The following is a 20,042-nucleotide window of genomic DNA, read 5'->3' on the forward strand; positions in this document are numbered from 1 at the left end:
TATTTATGAAAAATACTTTTCTATGTCATTTTTCTCGGTGGGAGTATTCACATTGGCCAAAATTTCAGGTTCCGCTAAATTTATTATTTCTGTACAAGAGTTTATCAATACTTTTCTTGGGCAAGAGTATCCTAAAGGCAGGAAATTAAGCAAAACTTGGTATATTTTTGGCTCCCAAATAGTGAATAACGGATCAGGAAAATCAGTTGCGGGGTTATAACAAGCCGTGGCAAATTTAAAAGTATTTCGGCTTGATATCAGGTTGGCAATATCTTTAGATTTTATCAATGGCATATCACATGCCACAACCAGCCATGCAGAATTAGGGTCGTACTGGAATGCCGAAAGGATGGCTCCATAAGGCCCAAGTCCTATGAACTTATCTGTAATAATATTTCCCTCGAAATCATTTTTTTGATCGTCTCGGCACGAAATGTACGGTTCGAGCCCCAACGTCTCCACTATTTCATACAAAAATTGATATTGCGGCTGCCCGTGATATTCAAGGGTGGCTTTATCGCTGCCCATACGTGTACTTTTTCCTCCAGCGAGGATAAGAACTTTTAGTGGGGCTGGTTTTATTTGTTCAGATATAAAAGCCGATATTTTTGAAGCTTCGGCTACATTAAAGATAGGAATTTCAGGAGAAACCTCGAGCCAATCGTAAACTTCAGTTTCACCTTCGTCGAGTATTACTGCTTTTATATCAGTCAGTTGACCCATTCGCTTTTTTAGCGAAGCCTCTTTTTTAGAATGAATAATGACGATTTGACTTTTGGCTTCAAAATGATTACCATTTACCAATACAAGGTCTTGGTCATTGAGCAGAAATTTCTGTTCAAACTGAGATATAGTCTTTTTCCCTAAGCTTTTATGACTGATTTTGTCTTGAAAAATATTTTTAGAAAAAACTTCATTTTCGTTGCTTCCATGGTCAGCATCAACATAGATTGTATTTAAACCTGTCGGAAGGTTTTCGATTATTTTATCCACTAAACTCTCAATCAGTCCACACGGTGCACCGAGAAATGCAATTTCGTTTCTTCCAAAAAAACCAATTTCTGGCTTTATCAATTTGGCGTGTTTTTCGTGTTTTTTCATTTTTTTACCGCTAAGGCACTAAGACGCAAAGTTTTTTTCACTTTAATTTCAATTACAATTTTATCATTCAGAAAGCTTGAAATCTTTTTTGCCGCCTGTTTTTTCAATCAAACGAGTTTCTTTGATAATGATATTGTGTGACATAGCCTTGCACATATCATATATGGTTAGTGCCGCCACACTCGCACCCGTGAGAGCTTCCATTTCTATGCCTGTTTTTCCCGAAAGCGAGGCGGTGCAGAGAATCTCAATGTCGTTTTTACCGGTGACTTTTATAGAAATTTGGCAGTTTTCTAGTCCCAATGGATGACAAAGAGGAATAAGTTCGCCTGTTTTTTTAGCGGCCATCACACCAGCAATTATTGCGGTCTGAAATACCGGGCCTTTTTTAGAAAGAATCTCTTCCCCAACAAATTTGGCCATGATTTCATCGTCTACCATCACGATACTTCGTGCGGTTGCAGTTCGCTTGGTAACGGCTTTTTCACCAACATCTACCATTGATGGATTTCCGTGGGCATCGAGATGAGTGAATGAGGACATAAATTCGCTAAATTATTTCTTCAAAATTAGTGATATTTCGAGGAAATAATCAGACAAAAAATAAAAACAGAATTTTGGAAAAAGTTTGAACTTGTTACGAAGAACGTTTCACCCAACTTTTCATCGTCAAATAATCAACAAAATAGATCACTTTAAGAGAAATATTGTTGTTTTGGTCGGAGTTCATGCTGTTTCTGAGGTTCTCCCCATAAGAAATTAGCGAAGCATTGTCATTCGTAAATGCAGCGTCTTTCCATACAAAATTTAAGAAACTACCTGGGGCAAATTGCCAAGTATAAACCATGTCGATATTGAAATAGTTGACGTTTCGGTTATAATTTCCAGTGACAGAGGCCCTTTCGCTCAGCAAGCCATTATCTTCAAGATTAAAATAGGACTTGTTGGTCACGCGGCTATTGTAATGGCGTGTTCTGAAAGTCAGACCCATTTTGTTCGTAAAATTATATTTCAAGAAAAGAATATTTTCGAAGGTTTTTACATCACGTTTGGCAAAAACGATTTCGCCGTCTTCATTTCCAGCAAAACCTACCCCGTTTCGTCTTGGCAGAATACCTATTTGGTGATTTACCGAAAACTTGGTGTTGAATCTGTAAGTTTGGTTTATGGATGCATCGTAGGCAAATAGGTCGTAGAAATTGAAATATTTTCTCATAAAAAGTTCTCCATTTAGATAATATTTCTTAGCCGAATTGCCTTCTACAAATACACCTACCAAGCCGCTATTTCCTCTTTCGAAATACTTTCCTTCTACTCTTGGCTCATAAAAGTCATTTTGTTTTGGCATAAAATCATTTATTAGGCCTATCCAAACCAGTTTTTTGGTTTGCGTAACGATGCTTGTCTGAATTCTAGCATTTTGATACTTGGTAGCTATCTGGCCGATTGGCGAGAAAAGCGTACTGTAGGTCAAATTAAGATTGTACTGTAGCCGATTGTAGAATCTTTTTGGTGTGGTGTATCTATAACCTACATATCCTCTGTGGGTTATAAAGTTATTGTTGGTAAAATATCCTAGATCGTTGTTGTTAAATTTGGTATCGGTAAGTTCCTGATTGTATTGCCAATTAAACCTTCCGCTGGATTTTCCTAGTCCGAATGCATGAGAATATCCGAGTTTGTTTTCATCCACAAATCGTTGGTGGCTGAGTGCTGTTTTGCCTGAAACAAAATAGGTGTTTTTCTTGTCGAAAATACTAAACATGGCCGAGCTCACATTTGCGTCGTAGGCTTGGCCTGTGCGGGTAACGTTGGCATTGAGAAATGTCACGCTAGAGTTGTTTTTCAAGGTTTGGTCTAAAACGACTAAGCTATAGTTGGTGGCTGGATCTGTCTCGTATTCTCTTATTTCGCCTGTTTCTTTATTTCTTATTTGAGCATGTTGGCTTTTGGTAATGGCGTTCAGAATACCTATTCCAAGTCCCGATTTCGTCCTTCCTGATATCTTTGAAGCATTTATGAGTTTTGATTCAGTCGGATTGTTTATAACTTCTTCGTTTTCTTTCAGATTGTTGTATACTTCGTTTTGGTTAATGGGTGAACCGCCAATTCGTCTCGAATAGAAGAAATCGCCTTTGTTGAAAAGCTCTGTTCCTTCAGTAAAGAAATTTCGGTATTCGTTAAATTTTACTTCGAAAGGAGTTAGGTTCAACACCCTATTATCACTTTGTACTTGTCCAAAATCTGGAATTAAGGTGGCATCCAATGTAAATGCCTGACTGATACCCAGTTTCAGATCCAATCCGCCAGAATATTGGTTACTCCAACTCTTAACCTTTGGGTCTGTACTCGGGAAATGATTCTCATAAACCGAGAAATAAGGGAAAAGCTGAAGTCGAAGAGGAGGTTTGATATCCGTAATTCCAGTCCAAAGTCCTTCTTGGGTCAAAAACCCATTTACATTCATATCTACGGGATTCCAAGTGTATTGTTGTTCAGTTTTTCTCCGTCTTCGGGTAATATTTATGCCCCATGTTTGCACTTTGTCCTTGCTGAATCTGATGGCAGAGTAGGGGAGAAACATCTCAAATGCCCAGCCAGTTTTGTCGAGTATTACTTTACTTTTCCATACCGCATTCCAAGCAAAATCCTCGCCGCCATTATTGGAGTTTTGGACTGACGACATCTTGGAGTCCCATTGTTCTCCAAGTGGGGTTAAGAAATACTCAAAGGCATTGAGTTTGTCATTATAGGTATCGAAAATTATTCCTATGTAGTCATTTGTACCAAATCCATCACGACCTGTAAGCTCCCTCGAAACACTATCGATGTTGTTTTCGTGGCAAATTCCACCAAAATATATGCCTTCGTCGTCATACATTATGTAAGCCTCGGTTTGGTTTCCTTGGGCTTCTTTACGGCCAAAAGTCGGCCTAAACTCTATCAATTCATCAAATTTCGCAGCGTCTTTCCAGGCAGCTTCGTCAATTTTACCATCTATTACAACCTTTTGATTAGTACGTTTGGCCGGAATGTTTTTAACAGTAGTTTGAGCATAGGCAGCACTACCCACACTTAGTAGAATGATGAATAACTTCTTCAATTTGTAATGACTTTTAGAGTAATAGCTCACAAATGTAGCGAACTGGGCTTTTCCAATCTTTTAAAAAATGTTAAACGGAAAATCGTTTAGCATATTTTAACTTTCAGAAAGATGAAGGAAATTGTCGAAAAGTTGCATTTAATTATCGAAATTAACTTTTTGATAGATTTTAAGTTCTTAACTTCGTTTGGAATATTTTCCCAAAAGTTTGGAATTTAATAAAAGGAGGAATGAATAACATAACTATAAAAGACATTGCCAAAAAGTTTAAGTGTTCGCCATCAACGGTTTCCCGAGCCTTGAACGACCACTCAAATATCAATGCAGATACCAAGGAAACCATACAAGAGTATGCCCAAAAAATGGGGTATCAGAAAAACTCGATATCGCTGAGTTTGCTCAACAAGTCCACAAAGACCATTGGTGTATTGGTTCCTTCCATCAATCATTCGCATGAAACATTGATGATTCAAGGAATACAATCGGTTTTTAATAGCTTGGGTTATATGTTAATTTTCTGTGTGACCAACGAAAAGCACAATTTGGAACAGGACCATATAAAAAGACTTTTATCCAACAGAGTGGATGCCATTTTGGTATCTATTTCTCAAGAAACGGCCAGCTTAAGAGATTTTTCGCACTTTGATATGGTGAATAAGCGAAAAATACCATTGGTTTTTATAGATAGAGACATCGTAGAAAACTATGGAAGTAGTGTAGTTATTGACGATTATGCCGGGGCGTACTTAGCCACAAAACATTTGATAGAAAATGGATGCCGACGGATTGCTCATTTGGCTGGTCCGCAAGGCTTATTGGTTTCGAAGCTTCGTTTGGAAGGATATTTAGACTGTCTTAAAAATAATGGAATTGCCCCTAAAGATGATTGGATAAAACACATAGAATTTGATATTGAGGGTGCCATAGAACCCACAAAAAATTGGTTTGAAGCAAAAAATACTGCTACCCCAGATGCGATTTTTGGTGTAAACGATTATGTCTGCTACGGAGCCATTAATGTTTTGACAAGTTTAGGTATAAAAATTCCTGAAGAGGTGTCTGTGGTTGGGTTCGACAATTGTCCCATTTCTCCTTATTTTTCGCCAAAACTTACTACCATAGACAGAAAAAGTTATGAAATAGGTCGTTTGGCTGCCGAACAGACATTAGAAATGCTTTCGTCAGACACGTATTTTTCAGAAAAAAGTATATTAAATCCAATCTTAATAGAGCGAGAGTCTACGAGGCAAGTATATTAATTATGATATAAAATCTTCAAAAAAAAGTACTCCTTTGACATAGGGTTTATTTATTAAAATTTCTTAAAAACCTTCTTTTTAATAGTTTTAATGATGTTTTTCATGAATTTTATTTTTTGAAAACGATTTCAAACGTTTGCATTAATAATTTGTATTATACAATTTTTCTGTAGAAAAGTTATATTCTATAATTGCATCGAAACAAATAAATCGTTTTTTATGCAAAAAAATTACCCTAAATTGAAATTGCTCTTTTGTTTGGTGTTTTTGGCGTTTACATCTTTTGGTGTTTTTGCCCAAAATACAATAAAAGTAGCCGGAATCGTAAGCTCTTCTGATGGGGAAAAACTCCCTGGTGTTTCTGTGACAGTGAAGTCTTCCTCTACTGGAACAATGACTGATCCAAATGGCAAATTTAGTATCGACGCAGGTTCTAATGCCTCTTTGGTGTTTAGCTACATTGGGTTTGAAACTCAAACGGTAGAAGTAAATGGCCGCAGCCAAATTTCTGTAACTTTAAAAGAATCAGACACTTCGCTCGACGAAATCGTGGTAGTGGGTTATGGTCAGCAAACACGTAAATCGCTGACTAGCTCAATCAGTACCATAAAATCCGAAGATCTTAACCGTGGTGCTATTACCGACCCAACGCAATTATTACAAGGTAAAGTGGCGGGCTTAAACATCACAAAAACTGGTGATCCAAATGGCCGACCTTCTATTATTTTGAGAGGTGCTTCCACATTACGCGAAGGCGAAGCCTCACAGCCGCTTTTTGTGGTTGATGGTGTAGTTGGTGCAGATTTAGCTACTGTTGCTCCAGACAACATTCTTTCTATGGATGTTTTGAAAGATGCTGCTGCTACAGCTATTTATGGCTCACGTGCAGCTAATGGTGTAATCATTATCACAACAAACAGACCCAAAGACGGTCAGACCTTTGCAAGCTACAAAGCTTATATAGCTACTGAGTCGGTTTCTAATACTATCAAAATGATGTCTGGAGACCAAATGAGAAGCTATCTAACTAAAAATGGCAAATCTTTAGGACCAGCCGACGATAACGGTGCTAATACCGATTGGCAAGACGTTGTAAGTCAAAAAGGATTTTCACAAAACCACAATTTATCATTTGGTGGAGGCAGTAAATCTACCAATTACAATGCAAGTATCAACTATTTTGATCAAGACGGTATCATCAAAGGTAGTGGCTTGAACCGTTTTATAGGAAGATTGTCGATTGAACAGTACGCTTTGAAAGACAAATTGAAAATGGGCGTTACCTTGGCTTCAACCCAAACAAACTCGCAAATTGTTCCATTTCAAGACGTAGTTTTGATAAACCGATTGAGATATTTACCAACGGTTAGCCCTTTGAATGAGGATGGTTCGTATTATGAAAACCTGGCACGTTCAAACTATTACAACCCACTTGCGGTGATAGACAATGCCAAGGTAAAAAACAATTCAAAAACCTCTTTGGCCAATTTTAAGGCAACTTTGAAACTTCCAGCTGGCTTTTCTTACGATGTTTCGGCTTCGATTCAAAACAACCAAACCAACGGCTCGGAGTTTTACAACGACTATTACACGACCAATTACAACAACATCGCTTTTACTACAAACTATACCGTGGTGGGTGGTAGAAACGGTCTGGCCGTCAGAAATACTTACGAAAACAAAAACACTTTGTTTGAAAACTATTTGACTTATAATAAGACATTTGGTAAACACAATGTAAATGCAATCGCAGGATATTCATGGCAACAAACGCTTAATGGTGACGGTTTTCAGGCCAACAACACCAACTTCCCAACCAACGATACCGAAGCCAATTATTTGGGTTTAGGGAACTCTCAGGCAGTAACAGGCTTTGTGGTTGATTATGGCGGTAACAATTATTCTAAGCTTCGTTTGATTTCGGATTATGCCAGACTTAACTACAGCTATGCGGGTAAGTACTTCCTTCAGAGTTCATTGCGTAGAGATGGTTCGTCGGCATTTGGTGCTAACAACCGTTGGGGTTATTTCCCTTCTTTATCAGCTGCTTGGGGAATTGACGGCGAAAACTTCATGAAAAACCAGAGCGTTTTCTCAGAGTTAAAACTTAGAGTAAGCTACGGCCAAACAGGTAACTCGCTTGGATTTAATCCATTGGTGTCATTGTTGAGATACGGAAACGTCGGGACTTTCCTAGTCAATGGCGTAACGCTATCGGCCATTGGTGTGGTGCAAAATCCAAATCCGGACTTAAGATGGGAAAAAACCACGATGTCAAACATCGGTTTGGACTTCGGCATAATGAAGGGCAAAGTGACCGGTACTTTGGATTTGTACAACAAACGTACAACGGACTTAATCTGGACGTATGATGTTGACCCATCGGTATATTTATATCGTCAGTTGACGGCAAATGCGGGAGAAATGAGCAACAAGGGAGTGGAATTAACTTTAAATTATACGCCTGTAAAAACCAAAAGCTTTACATGGAATACCTCGGTAAACTTTGCTCATAACAAAAATATTTTGGTGTCGCTTAAAGGTGAAGGCTTACAAGCCGACAGTTTGTTGATGGCCGCTCCAAATGGCGGAGGTCAGACGGGTTCTACCGTGCAAATACTACTTAGTGGTCAGCCTGTTGGACAGTTTTACACGTTCCAGTATGCAGGAAGAACCGAAGCTGGAGTGTCACAGTTTAATGCCAAAAAAGGTGGAACAACACTTGTGCCTCAAAACAAAACCGATTATTTCTTAGCAGGAAGTGCCCAACCAAAATTATTGATAGGCTGGAACAACTCGTTTACTTACAAACAATTCGACATGAATTTCTTCTTCAGGTCGGTATTGGGTAATAAAATCATGAATACTGTAAGAGCCGATTTTAACAGACCACAGGAAGCTGGCTCGTACAATGTTTTAGTAGAAACTGCCGATGAGCCTATTGCAGATTACAACGCATTCAAGTATTCAGACAGATACATCGAAAGCGGAAGCTTCCTAAGACTTGACAATGCCACTTTTGGATATTCGATAAACACCAAAAAGGACTATATCAAGAATCTTAGATTGTTTTTATCTGGAAACAACATTTTCATTTTAACAAAATACTCAGGAATTGACCCAGAAGTAAACATGGGCGGACTAACCCCGGGCGTTGACTGGACACGTTTTGGCAATGGATTTTATCCAAAAACCAGAACATTTATGTTTGGCGTAAACGCAAGTTTCTAATTTATTAAAATTTAAAGTTTTTAGAAAAATGAAAAAAATAAAATATATAATAACGAGTGCCGCAGCCTTATTTTTGGTTTCGTGTCACGACCTTGAAGTACCTGTTGAAAACGCACTTACTTCTGATAATTTTCCAATAAAAACCGAGCACTTTATTCAAGCTTCGGGACCTACCTATACCAACTTTAGAGGCTCTATTGCCCTTTCGTATTGGTTTTTGCAGTCTTTGAGTTCTGACGAGTCCATTTTGCCGGCGAGAGGTGGAAACTGGTACGACGGTGCCAGGTATTTTCAGCTGCACCAGCACAATTGGAACCCAGACAATGGCCAAGTTGATGGCACTTGGAACTGGATTACGGGTACGATTACAACCATAAATCAAAACATAGCAGTGGTAGAAACCGCTCCAGAATCAGCGGCAAAACAGCAAGGATTGGCAGAGCTAAAAGCCATGAGAGCTATAGCTTACTGGGTAATGCTGGATCTTTGGGGAAATGTGCCTTTGTTGACAAAGTTTGGTGTAACTGAAAAACCAACCACGACACCTAGAAAAGACATCTTTGCTTTTGTAGAAAAAGAAATGCTCGAGGCTATTCCAAGTCTTAGTGGAGATGTTACAGCAGCTACTTATGGTCGTCCAACTAAGTTTGTAGCCTATACTCTTTTGGCAAAATTATACCTAAATGCCGAAGTATATACTGGTACAAAAAGATTCGACGATGCCGTAAAAATGTGCGATAACGTAATTAGTTCAAAGAAATTTGCGTTAGAGACCAACTTTGCCAAGATGTTTGATATCGACAATGGGCCGCAAATCAAGGAAACTATCTTTGCAGTGCCATTTGACAATATTTCTGGAGGTCAATTTCTGGCCAGATATTATTTGCACAGAGCCATGAGAGCTAAATACGAATTGCCATTTACGCCTTCTGGAGCCATCAGTGTGCAAGAAGAATTTTTGGCAAATTTTGATGAAGAGAATGACGTCAGAGCCAAATTGCTTTTGAAAGGAAAACAATACCTTAGCAACGGCTCAGCAATTATCGTTAAAACCTCAAAAAAGGGATTTGATGAAGATTACAAAGGTACAGACGGTTCTGCTGCAATAGATTATCATCTGGAATTGGTACCGAAATTAGAGTATCGTAATGTAGCGGCTTTTGACCTAGGCAACGACGAAAAGGCATGGGCACAGGGCTATCGTTACATCAAGTTTTCGCCGGATAAAACCTCAACAACACGTAACCAAGGCAACGACTTTACGTTTTTTAGATACGCTGACGTAGTGCTCATGAAGGCCGAAGCTATCATGAGAGGTGCGGCAGCTACAGCTGGGGACACACCTTTGGCCTTGGTGAATACGCTTAGAAAAACGAGAAACGCAAGCGAAATTAAAGAGTTAACCTTTGATGTGATGTTGGCTGAGCGTGGCCGTGAATTCTGCAATGAAAACTGGAGACGCAACGATTTGATTCGTTTCGGGAAATTTGAAGGCAAATGGGGTTTAAAAACAGATTCTGATCCTAATAAAAGGCTGTTTCCGATTCCAAGAAGCATCTTGAATATCAATCCAAAACTTACACAAAATCCTGGATATTAATATTTTCATAAACCGAGTTTTTAATTAAACTCGGTTTACATTTTTAATTTATTATAATGAATACAAACTTTTCAGAAAAAGAGCTGAATCCACTGGGAAGCCTCGACGAATGGGAAGACGATTTGGTGCTTAGATATCCTGAGCCAGGCACAAAACAAAAAGAAAATTATCGCAATTATGTTGATTCTGAAAGAGTTAACACGGTTAAGAAATTCTATGAAATGAATCATACCTACCAAACGTATGATTTTGTGGTAGAAAAAGAAAAGGAATTTTTGAAGTTTGATAAACGTCAAATGAGTGTTTGGGACGCGGTTGATTTCCTAAATACTTTGGTGGACGATAGTGACCCTGACACCGACTTGGATCAGTTTCAGCATCTATTACAAACTTCAGAAGCTATTCGTCAAGACGGTCATCCCGATTGGTTTGTACTTACGGGTTTTATGCACGATTTGGGCAAGGTTTTGTGTCTTTTCGGCGAACCACAGTGGGCAGTTGTAGGCGACACTTTCCCTGTAGGGTGTAAACATTCCGACAAAATCGTTTATCCTGAGTATTTCGAGGCAAATCCTGACAGCAAAGATCCTCGCTACAACACCAAATATGGCGTTTATGAGCCAAATTGTGGATTAGATAAGGTAAAAATGAGCTGGGGACACGATGAGTACATTTACCAAATCATGAAAAATTATATTCCTGAAGAAGGTTTATACATGTTGCGTTACCATTCGTTTTATCCGCAACACCGTGAAAACGCATACGATCATTTGATGAGTAAGCACGACCATGAAATGTTTAAGTGGGTGGATAAGTTTAATCCTTATGATTTGTACTCAAAAGTACCTGTACCACCAGATGCCAAGGCATTAAAGCCTCATTATGAAGACCTTGTGGCCAAATACTTACCAAATGTCTTAAACTTCTAGGTTAATAATTGGTTGAATGATAAAGGGCTGCACTTTGTGCAGTCTTTTTTTATGAAATTTTCAAAGTGTGCACAAATGGCGTTTTTCCAGTAATGAACACGTGCAAACCACTGGTACGCAGCGACCCAAAATGCGTACTGTACATTTCTCCCTCCATGTTGTTGATAGACTGATGGGTAAACTCGCCTGGACCAAACGTAATTTTATCTTCACCCAAAAGGTATGCAGACTCATTTTCCTGGATATAAAAATTTTCTTCGCTTCCCGATATTGATTCACAACCAATAAGTTTGCCTCCTTTTGCAAAAGTTAATTCTATCACAACAGGCACACCATCTGTACCTTTCACTTCAAAATTTAACTCTTTGTGGCTTGGCTTTTCTTCAAAGATAACTTTGTATTCGAGAACACTCACATTGCTTTTTGGTCGATTCTTAAAATCCATTTTATTCCAGAAACGTCCATCTGTGCTTTGGCTAAGTTCGTAATCGCCATTGGGTTTTTTATGTTTATCCGCCAAAGGTTGATAGTATGGAGCCTCTATTTTTTGATACAAATGATACTGATTACCCACCTTTTTGATTCCTTGACTTCTAAAAAAGCCGGTGCTAAAAAAACTCGATGACATTCTGATGTGTTTCAGGGCCGCTTTACCTTTTTGAAAACTAAAAAAGCTCGGATTGGTTGACCTTCCCGAAGCTATAATTATGGGCCAATCTGCCCCGCCGAACAAACTAAATGTCTCCTGATTTTTACGACCACGAACCAAATTTATGCCTTCATAAAATTTAAGAAAGTCTGTAGGAAGAGGTTTTTTCGGATAGTTTTTTGCCAAAATATCATCCTCAAGAAATAAATAAAGCAAGTCTTTAGAAATAGTTGGTTCAAAGCCTGGCATATTTTCTATAAAAGCGGCTACACCGCCCATAAAACCATCGTTGGCATAATTGGCCATAAATCGGTATTGCGGATAATAAAGCAGAATGTTTTTTTGCATAAAGGCGTCTTGTCGGCGGGAAGGAAAAGTCACCAAGTCGCCATTGGGTTCCATACATTCAAACACCCAATGGAGGTTTCTTTCAACCATTTTTAGTAATTCTGGCCTATTGGTGTAGGTGGCGATTGTAATCAGCGATCGGTCAATTACTTCGGCATAAGTCATGCTTCGCTCCAAATACACGCCGTCTTTGTCGCAATAAACACCTTCTGACAGCCACTCAGCTATTCTTTTGGTGTATTTTGGGTCGGGATACAAATGGTTAATTTTGGCCAAAGCCGCACTTACCACCCAACGGTGATTGGGTGTATGCAGTCCGCCAACCGCCAATCCATCACCAGATTTTTCTATAATTTTTTTAATCAAAAGTCTGATTTCCTGGCAAAGGGCATTTCTTTTCAAGATATTTCCTGCAGCACAAATTGGTTCAATTATAAAAGCCGTATCAGGCGGAGAGGCTAGATTTCCCAAGTCCAATGTTCCGTCTGGCTTTTGTTGGCTAATTATAAAATTCAAAATGGCTTTCATGCTGGTTTTGAGTTCTTCCTTCTCAAAATAGCTGGAAGTTTTTTCAGAAAAACCAGCCGCCAGATTTGCCAAATCAAATCCCAAACTTCTTTTTAAGGTTTTTATGCCAGCTTGCGTTGATTTTAATATTTCGGCAACCGCCAAGTTATTGGCGTCTACCACTTTTGCCCAATCATAATCGATAAAATTGCTGGTATTCTGAGCAAATAAACTATTGAATTTTAATGCCACAGCAGTAGTTGCCATGCTTTTTATAAATTGTGAACGCTTCATATTTTACTAAAGAATGATTGAATATTGTTTTCTTCTCATTAGTAAAAATACAAGAAATTTAGGATGTTTTTTTGGCAAAATATGACTACTAATAATAGTTTTTTGATAGAAAGAGTAGAAACAAGCGAGATGTTTAGCCTCCAATCGTAGTCATCGATTCAGAAACGCCCGTTTTTCGAGAAGCCTCGGCTTCGAAACCGTCTTTGGCTCTGTGCAAAATAGACTCTTGAAGTTTTTCTTTGATGTCTTCGTTGCTGAGTCCTGCTCTTAGCATATCACGGAGGTTCATTTTGCCGTCGTCGTAAAGACAAGTTTTAAAATCACCCGTTGGCGTGATTCTGAGGCGGTTGCAAGTACCACAAAACGTACGACTAAATGCCGCAATCACCCCAATACTGCCAGCAAAATCCTGAATTTTGTAGTTATAAGAAGTAGAGTTTGCTTCATCAGCAATTTTGTAAAGTGTTGGATGTTTGGTTTTTATGGTTTCTATGATTTTGGTATATGACATAAAATATTCAGGCTTGTTGCCTTCGCCGTTGAACGGCATTTCTTCTATAAATCGTACTCCTATTGGGTGGTTTTTGGCTAAATCTACCAAACTAAAAATATCCTCTTCATTCTTGCCGGCCATCATCACCGAGTTGATTTTCAGTGGAATATCGTTTTCAAGAATGGTGTCAAAGGTCTTCAACACATTGGGTAGCTCGTCTCGGCGAGTCATTTCAAAAAAACGTTTTCTGTCCAAAGAATCCAAGCTGAGATTGATAGACGAAATACCCAATTGTTTAAGCTCGGGAATGTACGGGGCGGTAAGCACGCCGTTTGTAGTCAAGTTGATTTTTTGAATGCCCTCTATTTCAGAAATTTTCCAAAGAAAAGCCATCAGTTCTTTACGCACAAAGGGCTCTCCGCCCGTAATTCTTACTTTAGAAACACCCATTTCGGCCAAAATTTCTATCAGTCTGAGCATTTCTTCAAAGCTCAACAAATGTGTTTTGGGCAAAAAATCAATACCCTCGTGTGGCATACAATAGAAACAACGGAGGTTACATCGGTCGGTTACTGCCAATCGAAGATAGTTTATCTGACGTCCGTGGTTGTCTATGAGCATACAATGAGTTTTGAAACAAAAATAATATATAGTTTACCTAATTTTTCTTTTTCTTTAAAATGAAACAAAAAATAGTATTTTCGTACCGAAAAATTCAACCTAATTTCAATATGAAAACAAAAATCTTTCTTTTTTCACTGGTATGTGTGGCTTTTTCAGGCTTCGCACAGAAAAAATTATACACTTATCCGCTTGGTGTGCAAGCTTATACCTTCCGAAACCACTTCCCGAAAGGCGTGGAACAGACACTGGACATCATCCAAAAAATGGGTTTTACGGAGTTGGAAGGTGGTCCACAAAAAGGCCAAACTGCGGAGGAGTTTAAAAAAATGTGCAATGACCGAGGCATCAGTATTCCTTCTACAGGCTGTAGTTTTGAAGAATTACAGAAAAATCCGCAAGCTGTGGCAGACAAAGCCAAGGCTCTGGGAGCAAAATATGTGATGTGTGCTTGGATACCCCACAAAGGCAATGATTTTACTTTGGAAGATACCAAAAAAGCCGTGGAGGTTTTCAATGCTGGCGGCAAAGTGTTGGCAGACAATGGCTTAATCTTTTGTTATCACGATCACGGATATGAATTTAGGCCTCACGAAAAAGGCACCTACATGGATTACATTATACAAAATACCGACGCAAAATACGTGTCTTTTGAAATGGATGTGCTTTGGACAATGCACGGCGGCGGTGCGGCTACACCACAGGAATTGTTAAAACGATATGGAAATCGTTGGAAGCTTATGCATGTAAAAGACCTCAGAAAGGGAGTGATTGGAGACAAGTCAGGTCATGAGCCTGCTGAAAATGATGTAGTTTTAGGAACAGGTCAAGCAGATTGGAAGAAGATATTTAAATTATCGAAAAAAGCAGGTATCCAGCATTATTTCATAGAGGACGAAAGCAACAAAGAGCTTGAAAACGTACCGAAAAGTATAGAGTATTTGAAGAGTTTGTAAGATAGGCACAGTTGGTTATTCCAATCAAGAATTAGGCTTACAAAAACAAATCAAAAGCTTGCATGATTCCATGCAGGCTTTTTTGCTTTGAAATAGAGATTCAGGTTTATAAGAGTTTATCGGTTTTATGATTTTGTATTAATAAATTTTGAGAGAAACACTTTTGCTTGAAAACGGTTACTGAAGAAGGGTTTCTAATTTTCCATTTGATTGACTAAGAGACATAATTTCACCACTATATGTGTGTTTTGTGGTAGTCTTTGAGCTTCGTGAAGGTTAGTTTTGTCTAAAATCTTGTTTAACCAAAATAATTTTGTTTAAACTTCGGTTTTTAAATAAAAATCAACCAATCCTTGACGTTTTTGAGGCATGTATAAATTCAATTCAAAGCAATTAGCTTATTCGTTAATCACGCTAATTCTTATAGTTTTCACATTTTTAGGGTTCAAAAAAATCGAAATTTTCGAGCCAAAAATTTCTTTGGACGAATACACCATTGAAGAAGGTTTTGACTTGAAAGTTATTGCTTCCGAAAACAATTTAAAAGCACCCGTGGCTATGGACTTTGACAACAAAGGCCGTATGTGGGTGGTAGAAATGACAGGATATATGCCCAATCTAGAAGGCATTGGAGAAGAAGAGCCAGTAGGAAAAATAAAAATCTTAGAAGACCTTGATAAAGATGGAGTGGTTGACCGTTCAAAAGTGTTTTTGGATAAACTTGTGCTTCCTCGTGCCTTGGCCTTTGTCTATGGAGGTCTGCTTTATGTTGATGGCCCCAAGCTTTGGTTTGTAGAAATAAAGAACGACAAACCGGGCAAAAAAACATTGGTTGACCCTATTTATGCCGAAGGAGGAAACGTAGAGCATGCGTCGAACGGTCTGATGATGAACATCGACAACTGGATTTATAACGCCGACTATAACTTCCGGTATCGCCTTCAGAACGGTAAATGGCTCAAGGAGCCAACGTCATTACGTGGTCAATGGGGAATCACAAAGGATAATTTTGGTAGGCTTTTTTATAACAACAACAGTACCCATCTTCAAGGCGATTTTGTATTGCCAAATAGGGTTATTAAAAACAAATATTTCAGACCCAAGGCTACTGAAAATCAAATGTTAACCGATAACAAAATTTTTCCAATTCATGCTACTTCTGTCAATAGGGGTTACGTAAAAAATGTCTTAGACGAAAACGGTTATCTGAAAGAAGTTACGGCTTCGTGCGGTCCATTGATTTACAGAGGCTCTTCATTTCCAGATTCTTATAATCAAAATGCCTTTGTCTGTGTTCCTGAAGCCAACCTCATCACTCGAAGTATTTTAGATGTAAAAAACACGAGTATAAAAGGAACAAGGGCGATTGCGGGCAAAGAGTTCATAGCCTCCAAAGACGAAGGTTTTCGTCCTATAAATCTTTTCAACGGGCCAGATGGAGCCATGTATATTGTAGATATGCACCGAGGAATTATTCAGCACAAGGCATATATTTCCCAATATTTGACCGAGCTTTTGGCAAAAAAACAATTGGATACACTTCAAAATGCTGGAAGAATATTAAAAGTAACCCATAAAAATGCCAAAGCTTTTGAGATTCCTGATTTTACCAAAACAACCAGCAAGGATTTGGTGAACCTTTTAAGTCACTCAAATGGATGGATTAGAGACCGTGCTCAGCAATTGTTGATTCACAAAAAAGACTTAAGCATTGTTAAAGATTTAAAAACACTGTGCCTTACCAATAATGAATTTGCAACCGAGATTCATGCCTTATATGTTTTGGAAGGGCTCAATGCTCTTTCTTTTAATTTTTTAGAGGAAATAACCAAGAAATCTAAACAACCTGAAACCATTGCCCATGTTTTAGGTCTTATTGAAAAATATGCTATTCCTGCAAATGTCCAAAAATATAAGCAGCTAGTTGTTCTCTTACTAGCTCAAAACAATGAAACGATAGACCTATATTTGGCTATGTCTTTGGGTTCTTGGATAAAAATATCAGAGACTAACTTCTTACCAATTCTTTCAAAAATAGAAAAGAAATATTCAACAGATAAAGTATTTCAAGATGCTATAACAAGCAGTCTTGATAGTAAGGAAACTATTTTTATAGGCGAAATGAATCCAAATGAGTTGCTGAAAGCCAACCTAAATCTAGCTATAACTAACAGACAAAAGAAAGAGCCTAATCCTATATTTGTAAAAGTAAAAAATGAGGTAGACGGCCGTACAAAAGGTTTGCAACTGTTCAGGTCTATTTGTGCCACCTGTCATGGAGCAGACGGTAAAGGAATCGAGAATTTAGCTCCTCCATTGAAGGGTTCTGAATATATTGATGGTTCCGCTAAGAGATTGGCGGCTATTATATTGCACGGTATAGGCGGCCCAATGAGTGTGGGTGGAAAGCGTTATGAGCTGAACAATGAAATGCCAGCATTGCTCAACAACAGTTCCATTAGTGACCAAGACATTGTAGATATTATAGGTTTCACCCAAAATGCCTATGCCAAAGAACCCAAAAGAATTTCTGTGGCTGATGTGAAGAAAATGAGACTCAAAAAACCAGAAGGAACTGGAGTTTTTAACGAAAAATTGTTGCTAGAAACGGATTTCGAAAAATAGTTGGGATTCAGGTCAATATCTGAATCAAATCAAGGTTTTAGTTAAATTTTCCGTAAGTACAAGGTCTAATATTTCAAATGGGAATCTCTAAATTCCTTCTTTGCTGGCAATTCTTACCAATTCTGCGGTGTTGCTGAGATTGGTTTTTTTGAGCATATTTGCTCGGTGATTAGAAACTGTTCGAATGCTTAAGTCCAACAAATCGGCTATTTCCTTACTGTTTTTACCTTCGGTTATTAGTTTCAAAATTTGTTTTTCTTTTTTCGAAAGAACGTCAGTTTTCAAGCTAGTTTTTGGTCCAGCAATCGCCTTGCCTTTGGTTTGAATGGCACCTACCAAAATAGCCGAAATAGAAGGGGGAAAGTATTTATTGCCCTCATAGACCGTGTTTATGCCTAGCAAAATCTCGTCTTTTTCGCTGTCTTTTAGCAAATACCCATCTACACCATTTTCGATACTTTTTAGCACATAGTCGGCATCGTTGTGCATCGAAAACACCAATATTTTTATGGAAGGAGCAAGTTTTTTAATGTGTTTTGCGGTTTCCATGCCCGACATTTCTGGCATGTTCAAGTCCAACAAAATAATTTCTGGCTTTAGTTTTGGCACCACCTCTAAAGCTTCTTTTCCGCTACCTACGTCGCCTACGACCTCGAGGTTTTCTTCGTCTTCGAGTAACGAAATGAGCCCTTTTCTTACTACGGCGTGGTCGTCAACCAACAATATTTTTATTTTCCCCATTTTGGTCTGAATTATCAACTGGCAATTTAATGAAAATATTCGTTCCTTCTTTGGGAGCGGAGGTTAGTTTGAAACTTCCTTGCAAAAGTTCACAACGAGTTTTTATGTTTGCCACGCCATTGTGTATCAAGGATTGCTTTCTATAAAATATTTGATTTGGGTCAAAACCCAGACCATCGTCGCTGATTTCTACAAAAACAATGTTATCTTTTTCTAGAATCCGGATGATTATATTTTTGGCTTTGGCATGTTTTAGCGTGTTGTTGGTGGCTTCTTGAACAATGCGGTAAATATTGATTTCGAGGTTTTGAGACAGTCTTTCATTTAGTAATCTTACTTCAAGTTTTACTTTGGTTTTTGTAGATTTTTCTATTGAGTCTTTTAAAATATTTAATACGGGTTCCAGTCCGAAATCACCCAAAACAGGAGGCATAAGATTAAATGATACTATGCGTGTGGCTTCAATGGTTTCGTTAATTAATTGATGAAGACTGCTTAGTGTAGGTTCAAATTTAGGACTGTTTGCATCCAAAGACTTTAGCTTGCTTGCTGTTAATTTTATTCCAGTTAACATTTGACCCACGCCATCATGCATTTCTCTCGACATTCGCTTTCTTTCTTCCTCTTGCCCTTCAAGCAAAGACGCAGATCTGGTTTTTTCTTCTTGCAATTTTGCTTCATATTTCTCCCTAGCTGCTTTTTCTAATTTTTCTTGGGCTTGGAATAGCATTCTATTTGAAAATCTTAACTGGTCGTTGGTTTCCTGGAGTTGGCTTTCAGAACTCGTTAAGCGGGCAATTACTTCTTTTACGTAATTTACTAAGGGGCTAAAAATCATAAAAGCTTCTACTAACAATGTACCCAATGTGAGAAATAGCAATATGAGTTCAAAAGACTTTACAGAATCCACCCGCTTGGTGGCTTCGGCATCATAAGTAAATACGATTTTTTCCATCAACTCCAAATACACCCTTTCATTATTCAGGATTTCTGCTTTTAATTTTTGGTTCAAGCTATTGGCAGAGGCCTGTTTAAACAAAACCAAGAGGCTCGAGTATGTAGGCTCAATCTTTTGATAAAGCTCATTTATTTCTTTACTGTTGGAAACATTGTATTTTTTGGGTTTTTCTAATTTGTTATTCTTAAGTGCTTGGTGACTATCTTTCCAAAGAGAATATGCTGCTGGGAAAATCTCTATATAAACGTCTTTCTGTGTCTGAGAAATTGTGGGGTCGTTGAGAATCAGGGAGATTTTGGTTAGACGTTGGCTGAGCATACGTTGACGCCCAGCAATATTTATTACGTGTGAATCATCTAGTGAACTAGAAAGAGTAGACTGTATGATAATTTGCCCTAAAATAGTAAATGAGGCCACAACTAATAAAGCAAAAATGTACTGGACTTTTAACCTTTGCCCTACGGTTTTGTCTAAAGTCGCCATTTCGATTTTTTTTGTGAACTCAAAAATAATACAATTGGACTAAAAAACCGTGATGCACTTAAAACTAAGGGAGTCTATTAAACACCTTATTCAAGTGCATTCAGATTTTAATTGTTTTACAAAAGCAACTCTTTTCTTTTAAAA

Annotated in this window: 13 protein-coding genes; 6 read left to right on the top strand and 7 right to left on the bottom strand. The window is 38.2% G+C overall.

Annotation, left to right across the window (positions count from 1 at the left end):
* Positions 1-3: 3 nt before the first annotated feature.
* The 3 genes from EGI26_RS16210 to EGI26_RS16220 form a co-directional block, all read right to left on the bottom strand.
* On the bottom strand, positions 4-1,101 hold the full coding sequence (locus EGI26_RS16210) for an NTP transferase domain-containing protein (protein WP_255080080.1): 1,098 nt from the start codon (positions 1,099-1,101) through the stop codon (positions 4-6).
* Between the two features lie 63 nt (positions 1,102-1,164).
* Positions 1,165-1,644: a cyclic pyranopterin monophosphate synthase MoaC gene (gene moaC, locus EGI26_RS16215; RefSeq protein WP_255080081.1), complete on the bottom strand. Its 480-nt coding sequence runs from the start codon at positions 1,642-1,644 to the stop codon at positions 1,165-1,167.
* 94 nt (positions 1,645-1,738) lie between these two features.
* Positions 1,739-4,204 (bottom strand): DUF5916 domain-containing protein, encoded by a 2,466-nt coding sequence (locus EGI26_RS16220; protein WP_255080082.1) that lies wholly within the window; start codon positions 4,202-4,204, stop codon positions 1,739-1,741.
* Between the two features lie 230 nt (positions 4,205-4,434).
* Here EGI26_RS16220 and EGI26_RS16225 point away from each other — a divergent pair, with 230 nt between their 5' ends.
* From EGI26_RS16225 to EGI26_RS16240, 4 genes are all read left to right on the top strand, one after another.
* The gene (locus EGI26_RS16225; protein WP_255080083.1) at positions 4,435-5,463 is read left to right on the top strand and encodes a LacI family DNA-binding transcriptional regulator; all 1,029 of its coding nucleotides are present in this window, start codon (positions 4,435-4,437) and stop codon (positions 5,461-5,463) included.
* Positions 5,464-5,682: 219 nt separating this feature from the next.
* On the top strand, positions 5,683-8,694 hold the full coding sequence (locus EGI26_RS16230) for a TonB-dependent receptor (protein WP_255080084.1): 3,012 nt from the start codon (positions 5,683-5,685) through the stop codon (positions 8,692-8,694).
* Positions 8,695-8,722: 28 nt separating this feature from the next.
* Positions 8,723-10,294: a RagB/SusD family nutrient uptake outer membrane protein gene (locus EGI26_RS16235; RefSeq protein WP_255080086.1), complete on the top strand. Its 1,572-nt coding sequence runs from the start codon at positions 8,723-8,725 to the stop codon at positions 10,292-10,294.
* 56 nt (positions 10,295-10,350) lie between these two features.
* Positions 10,351-11,223: an inositol oxygenase gene (locus tag EGI26_RS16240; RefSeq protein WP_255080087.1), complete on the top strand. Its 873-nt coding sequence runs from the start codon at positions 10,351-10,353 to the stop codon at positions 11,221-11,223.
* A gap of 49 nt (positions 11,224-11,272) precedes the next feature.
* Here EGI26_RS16240 and EGI26_RS16245 read toward each other — a convergent pair whose 3' ends face one another.
* Positions 11,273-13,021 carry a hypothetical protein gene (locus tag EGI26_RS16245; RefSeq protein ID WP_255080088.1) on the bottom strand — a complete coding sequence of 583 codons (1,749 nt, stop codon included), beginning with the start codon at positions 13,019-13,021 and terminating at the stop codon, positions 11,273-11,275.
* A gap of 133 nt (positions 13,022-13,154) precedes the next feature.
* Positions 13,155-14,135 (bottom strand): GTP 3',8-cyclase MoaA, encoded by a 981-nt coding sequence (gene moaA, locus EGI26_RS16250; protein WP_255080089.1) that lies wholly within the window; start codon positions 14,133-14,135, stop codon positions 13,155-13,157.
* Positions 14,136-14,245: 110 nt separating this feature from the next.
* On the opposite strand from moaA, the gene EGI26_RS16255 reads away from it, so the two are divergent.
* Together EGI26_RS16255 and EGI26_RS16260 are read left to right on the top strand one after the other, a co-directional pair.
* Positions 14,246-15,091, top strand: coding sequence for a sugar phosphate isomerase/epimerase (locus EGI26_RS16255; RefSeq protein WP_255080090.1), 846 nt, complete (start codon positions 14,246-14,248; stop codon positions 15,089-15,091).
* A 480-nt stretch (positions 15,092-15,571) separates the two neighbouring features.
* The gene (locus EGI26_RS16260; protein ID WP_310587964.1) at positions 15,572-17,716 is read left to right on the top strand and encodes a c-type cytochrome; all 2,145 of its coding nucleotides are present in this window, start codon (positions 15,572-15,574) and stop codon (positions 17,714-17,716) included.
* Positions 17,717-17,803: 87 nt separating this feature from the next.
* Here the strand turns inward: EGI26_RS16260 and EGI26_RS16265 are convergent, their stop codons facing one another.
* Complete coding sequence (locus tag EGI26_RS16265; protein WP_255080093.1) at positions 17,804-18,457, bottom strand: response regulator transcription factor; 654 nt, start codon at positions 18,455-18,457, stop codon at positions 17,804-17,806.
* The gene (locus EGI26_RS16270; RefSeq protein ID WP_255080095.1) at positions 18,429-19,898 is read right to left on the bottom strand and encodes a histidine kinase; all 1,470 of its coding nucleotides are present in this window, start codon (positions 19,896-19,898) and stop codon (positions 18,429-18,431) included. Before EGI26_RS16270 ends, EGI26_RS16265 begins: the two co-directional genes overlap by 29 nt.
* Between the last annotated feature and the right edge of the window lie 144 nt (positions 19,899-20,042).

It is taken from the genome of Lacihabitans sp. CCS-44, assembly GCF_024343735.1.
Taxonomy (GTDB): domain Bacteria; phylum Bacteroidota; class Bacteroidia; order Cytophagales; family Spirosomataceae; genus Leadbetterella.

Bases quoted from the DNA above. Each gene is read 5' to 3' on its own strand.
- EGI26_RS16225 (WP_255080083.1), top strand. From the start codon at position 4,435: ATGAATAACATAACTATAAAAGACATTGCCAAAAAGTTTAAGTGTTCG.
- EGI26_RS16210 (WP_255080080.1), bottom strand. From the start codon at position 1,101: ATGAAAAAACACGAAAAACACGCCAAATTGATAAAGCCAGAAATTGGT.
- EGI26_RS16270 (WP_255080095.1), bottom strand. From the start codon at position 19,898: ATGGCGACTTTAGACAAAACCGTAGGGCAAAGGTTAAAAGTCCAGTAC.
- EGI26_RS16245 (WP_255080088.1), bottom strand. From the start codon at position 13,021: ATGAAGCGTTCACAATTTATAAAAAGCATGGCAACTACTGCTGTGGCA.
- EGI26_RS16240 (WP_255080087.1), top strand. From the start codon at position 10,351: ATGAATACAAACTTTTCAGAAAAAGAGCTGAATCCACTGGGAAGCCTC.
- EGI26_RS16255 (WP_255080090.1), top strand. From the start codon at position 14,246: ATGAAAACAAAAATCTTTCTTTTTTCACTGGTATGTGTGGCTTTTTCA.
- moaC (WP_255080081.1), bottom strand. From the start codon at position 1,644: ATGTCCTCATTCACTCATCTCGATGCCCACGGAAATCCATCAATGGTA.
- EGI26_RS16230 (WP_255080084.1), top strand. From the start codon at position 5,683: ATGCAAAAAAATTACCCTAAATTGAAATTGCTCTTTTGTTTGGTGTTT.
- EGI26_RS16235 (WP_255080086.1), top strand. From the start codon at position 8,723: ATGAAAAAAATAAAATATATAATAACGAGTGCCGCAGCCTTATTTTTG.
- EGI26_RS16265 (WP_255080093.1), bottom strand. From the start codon at position 18,457: ATGGGGAAAATAAAAATATTGTTGGTTGACGACCACGCCGTAGTAAGA.
- moaA (WP_255080089.1), bottom strand. From the start codon at position 14,135: ATGCTCATAGACAACCACGGACGTCAGATAAACTATCTTCGATTGGCA.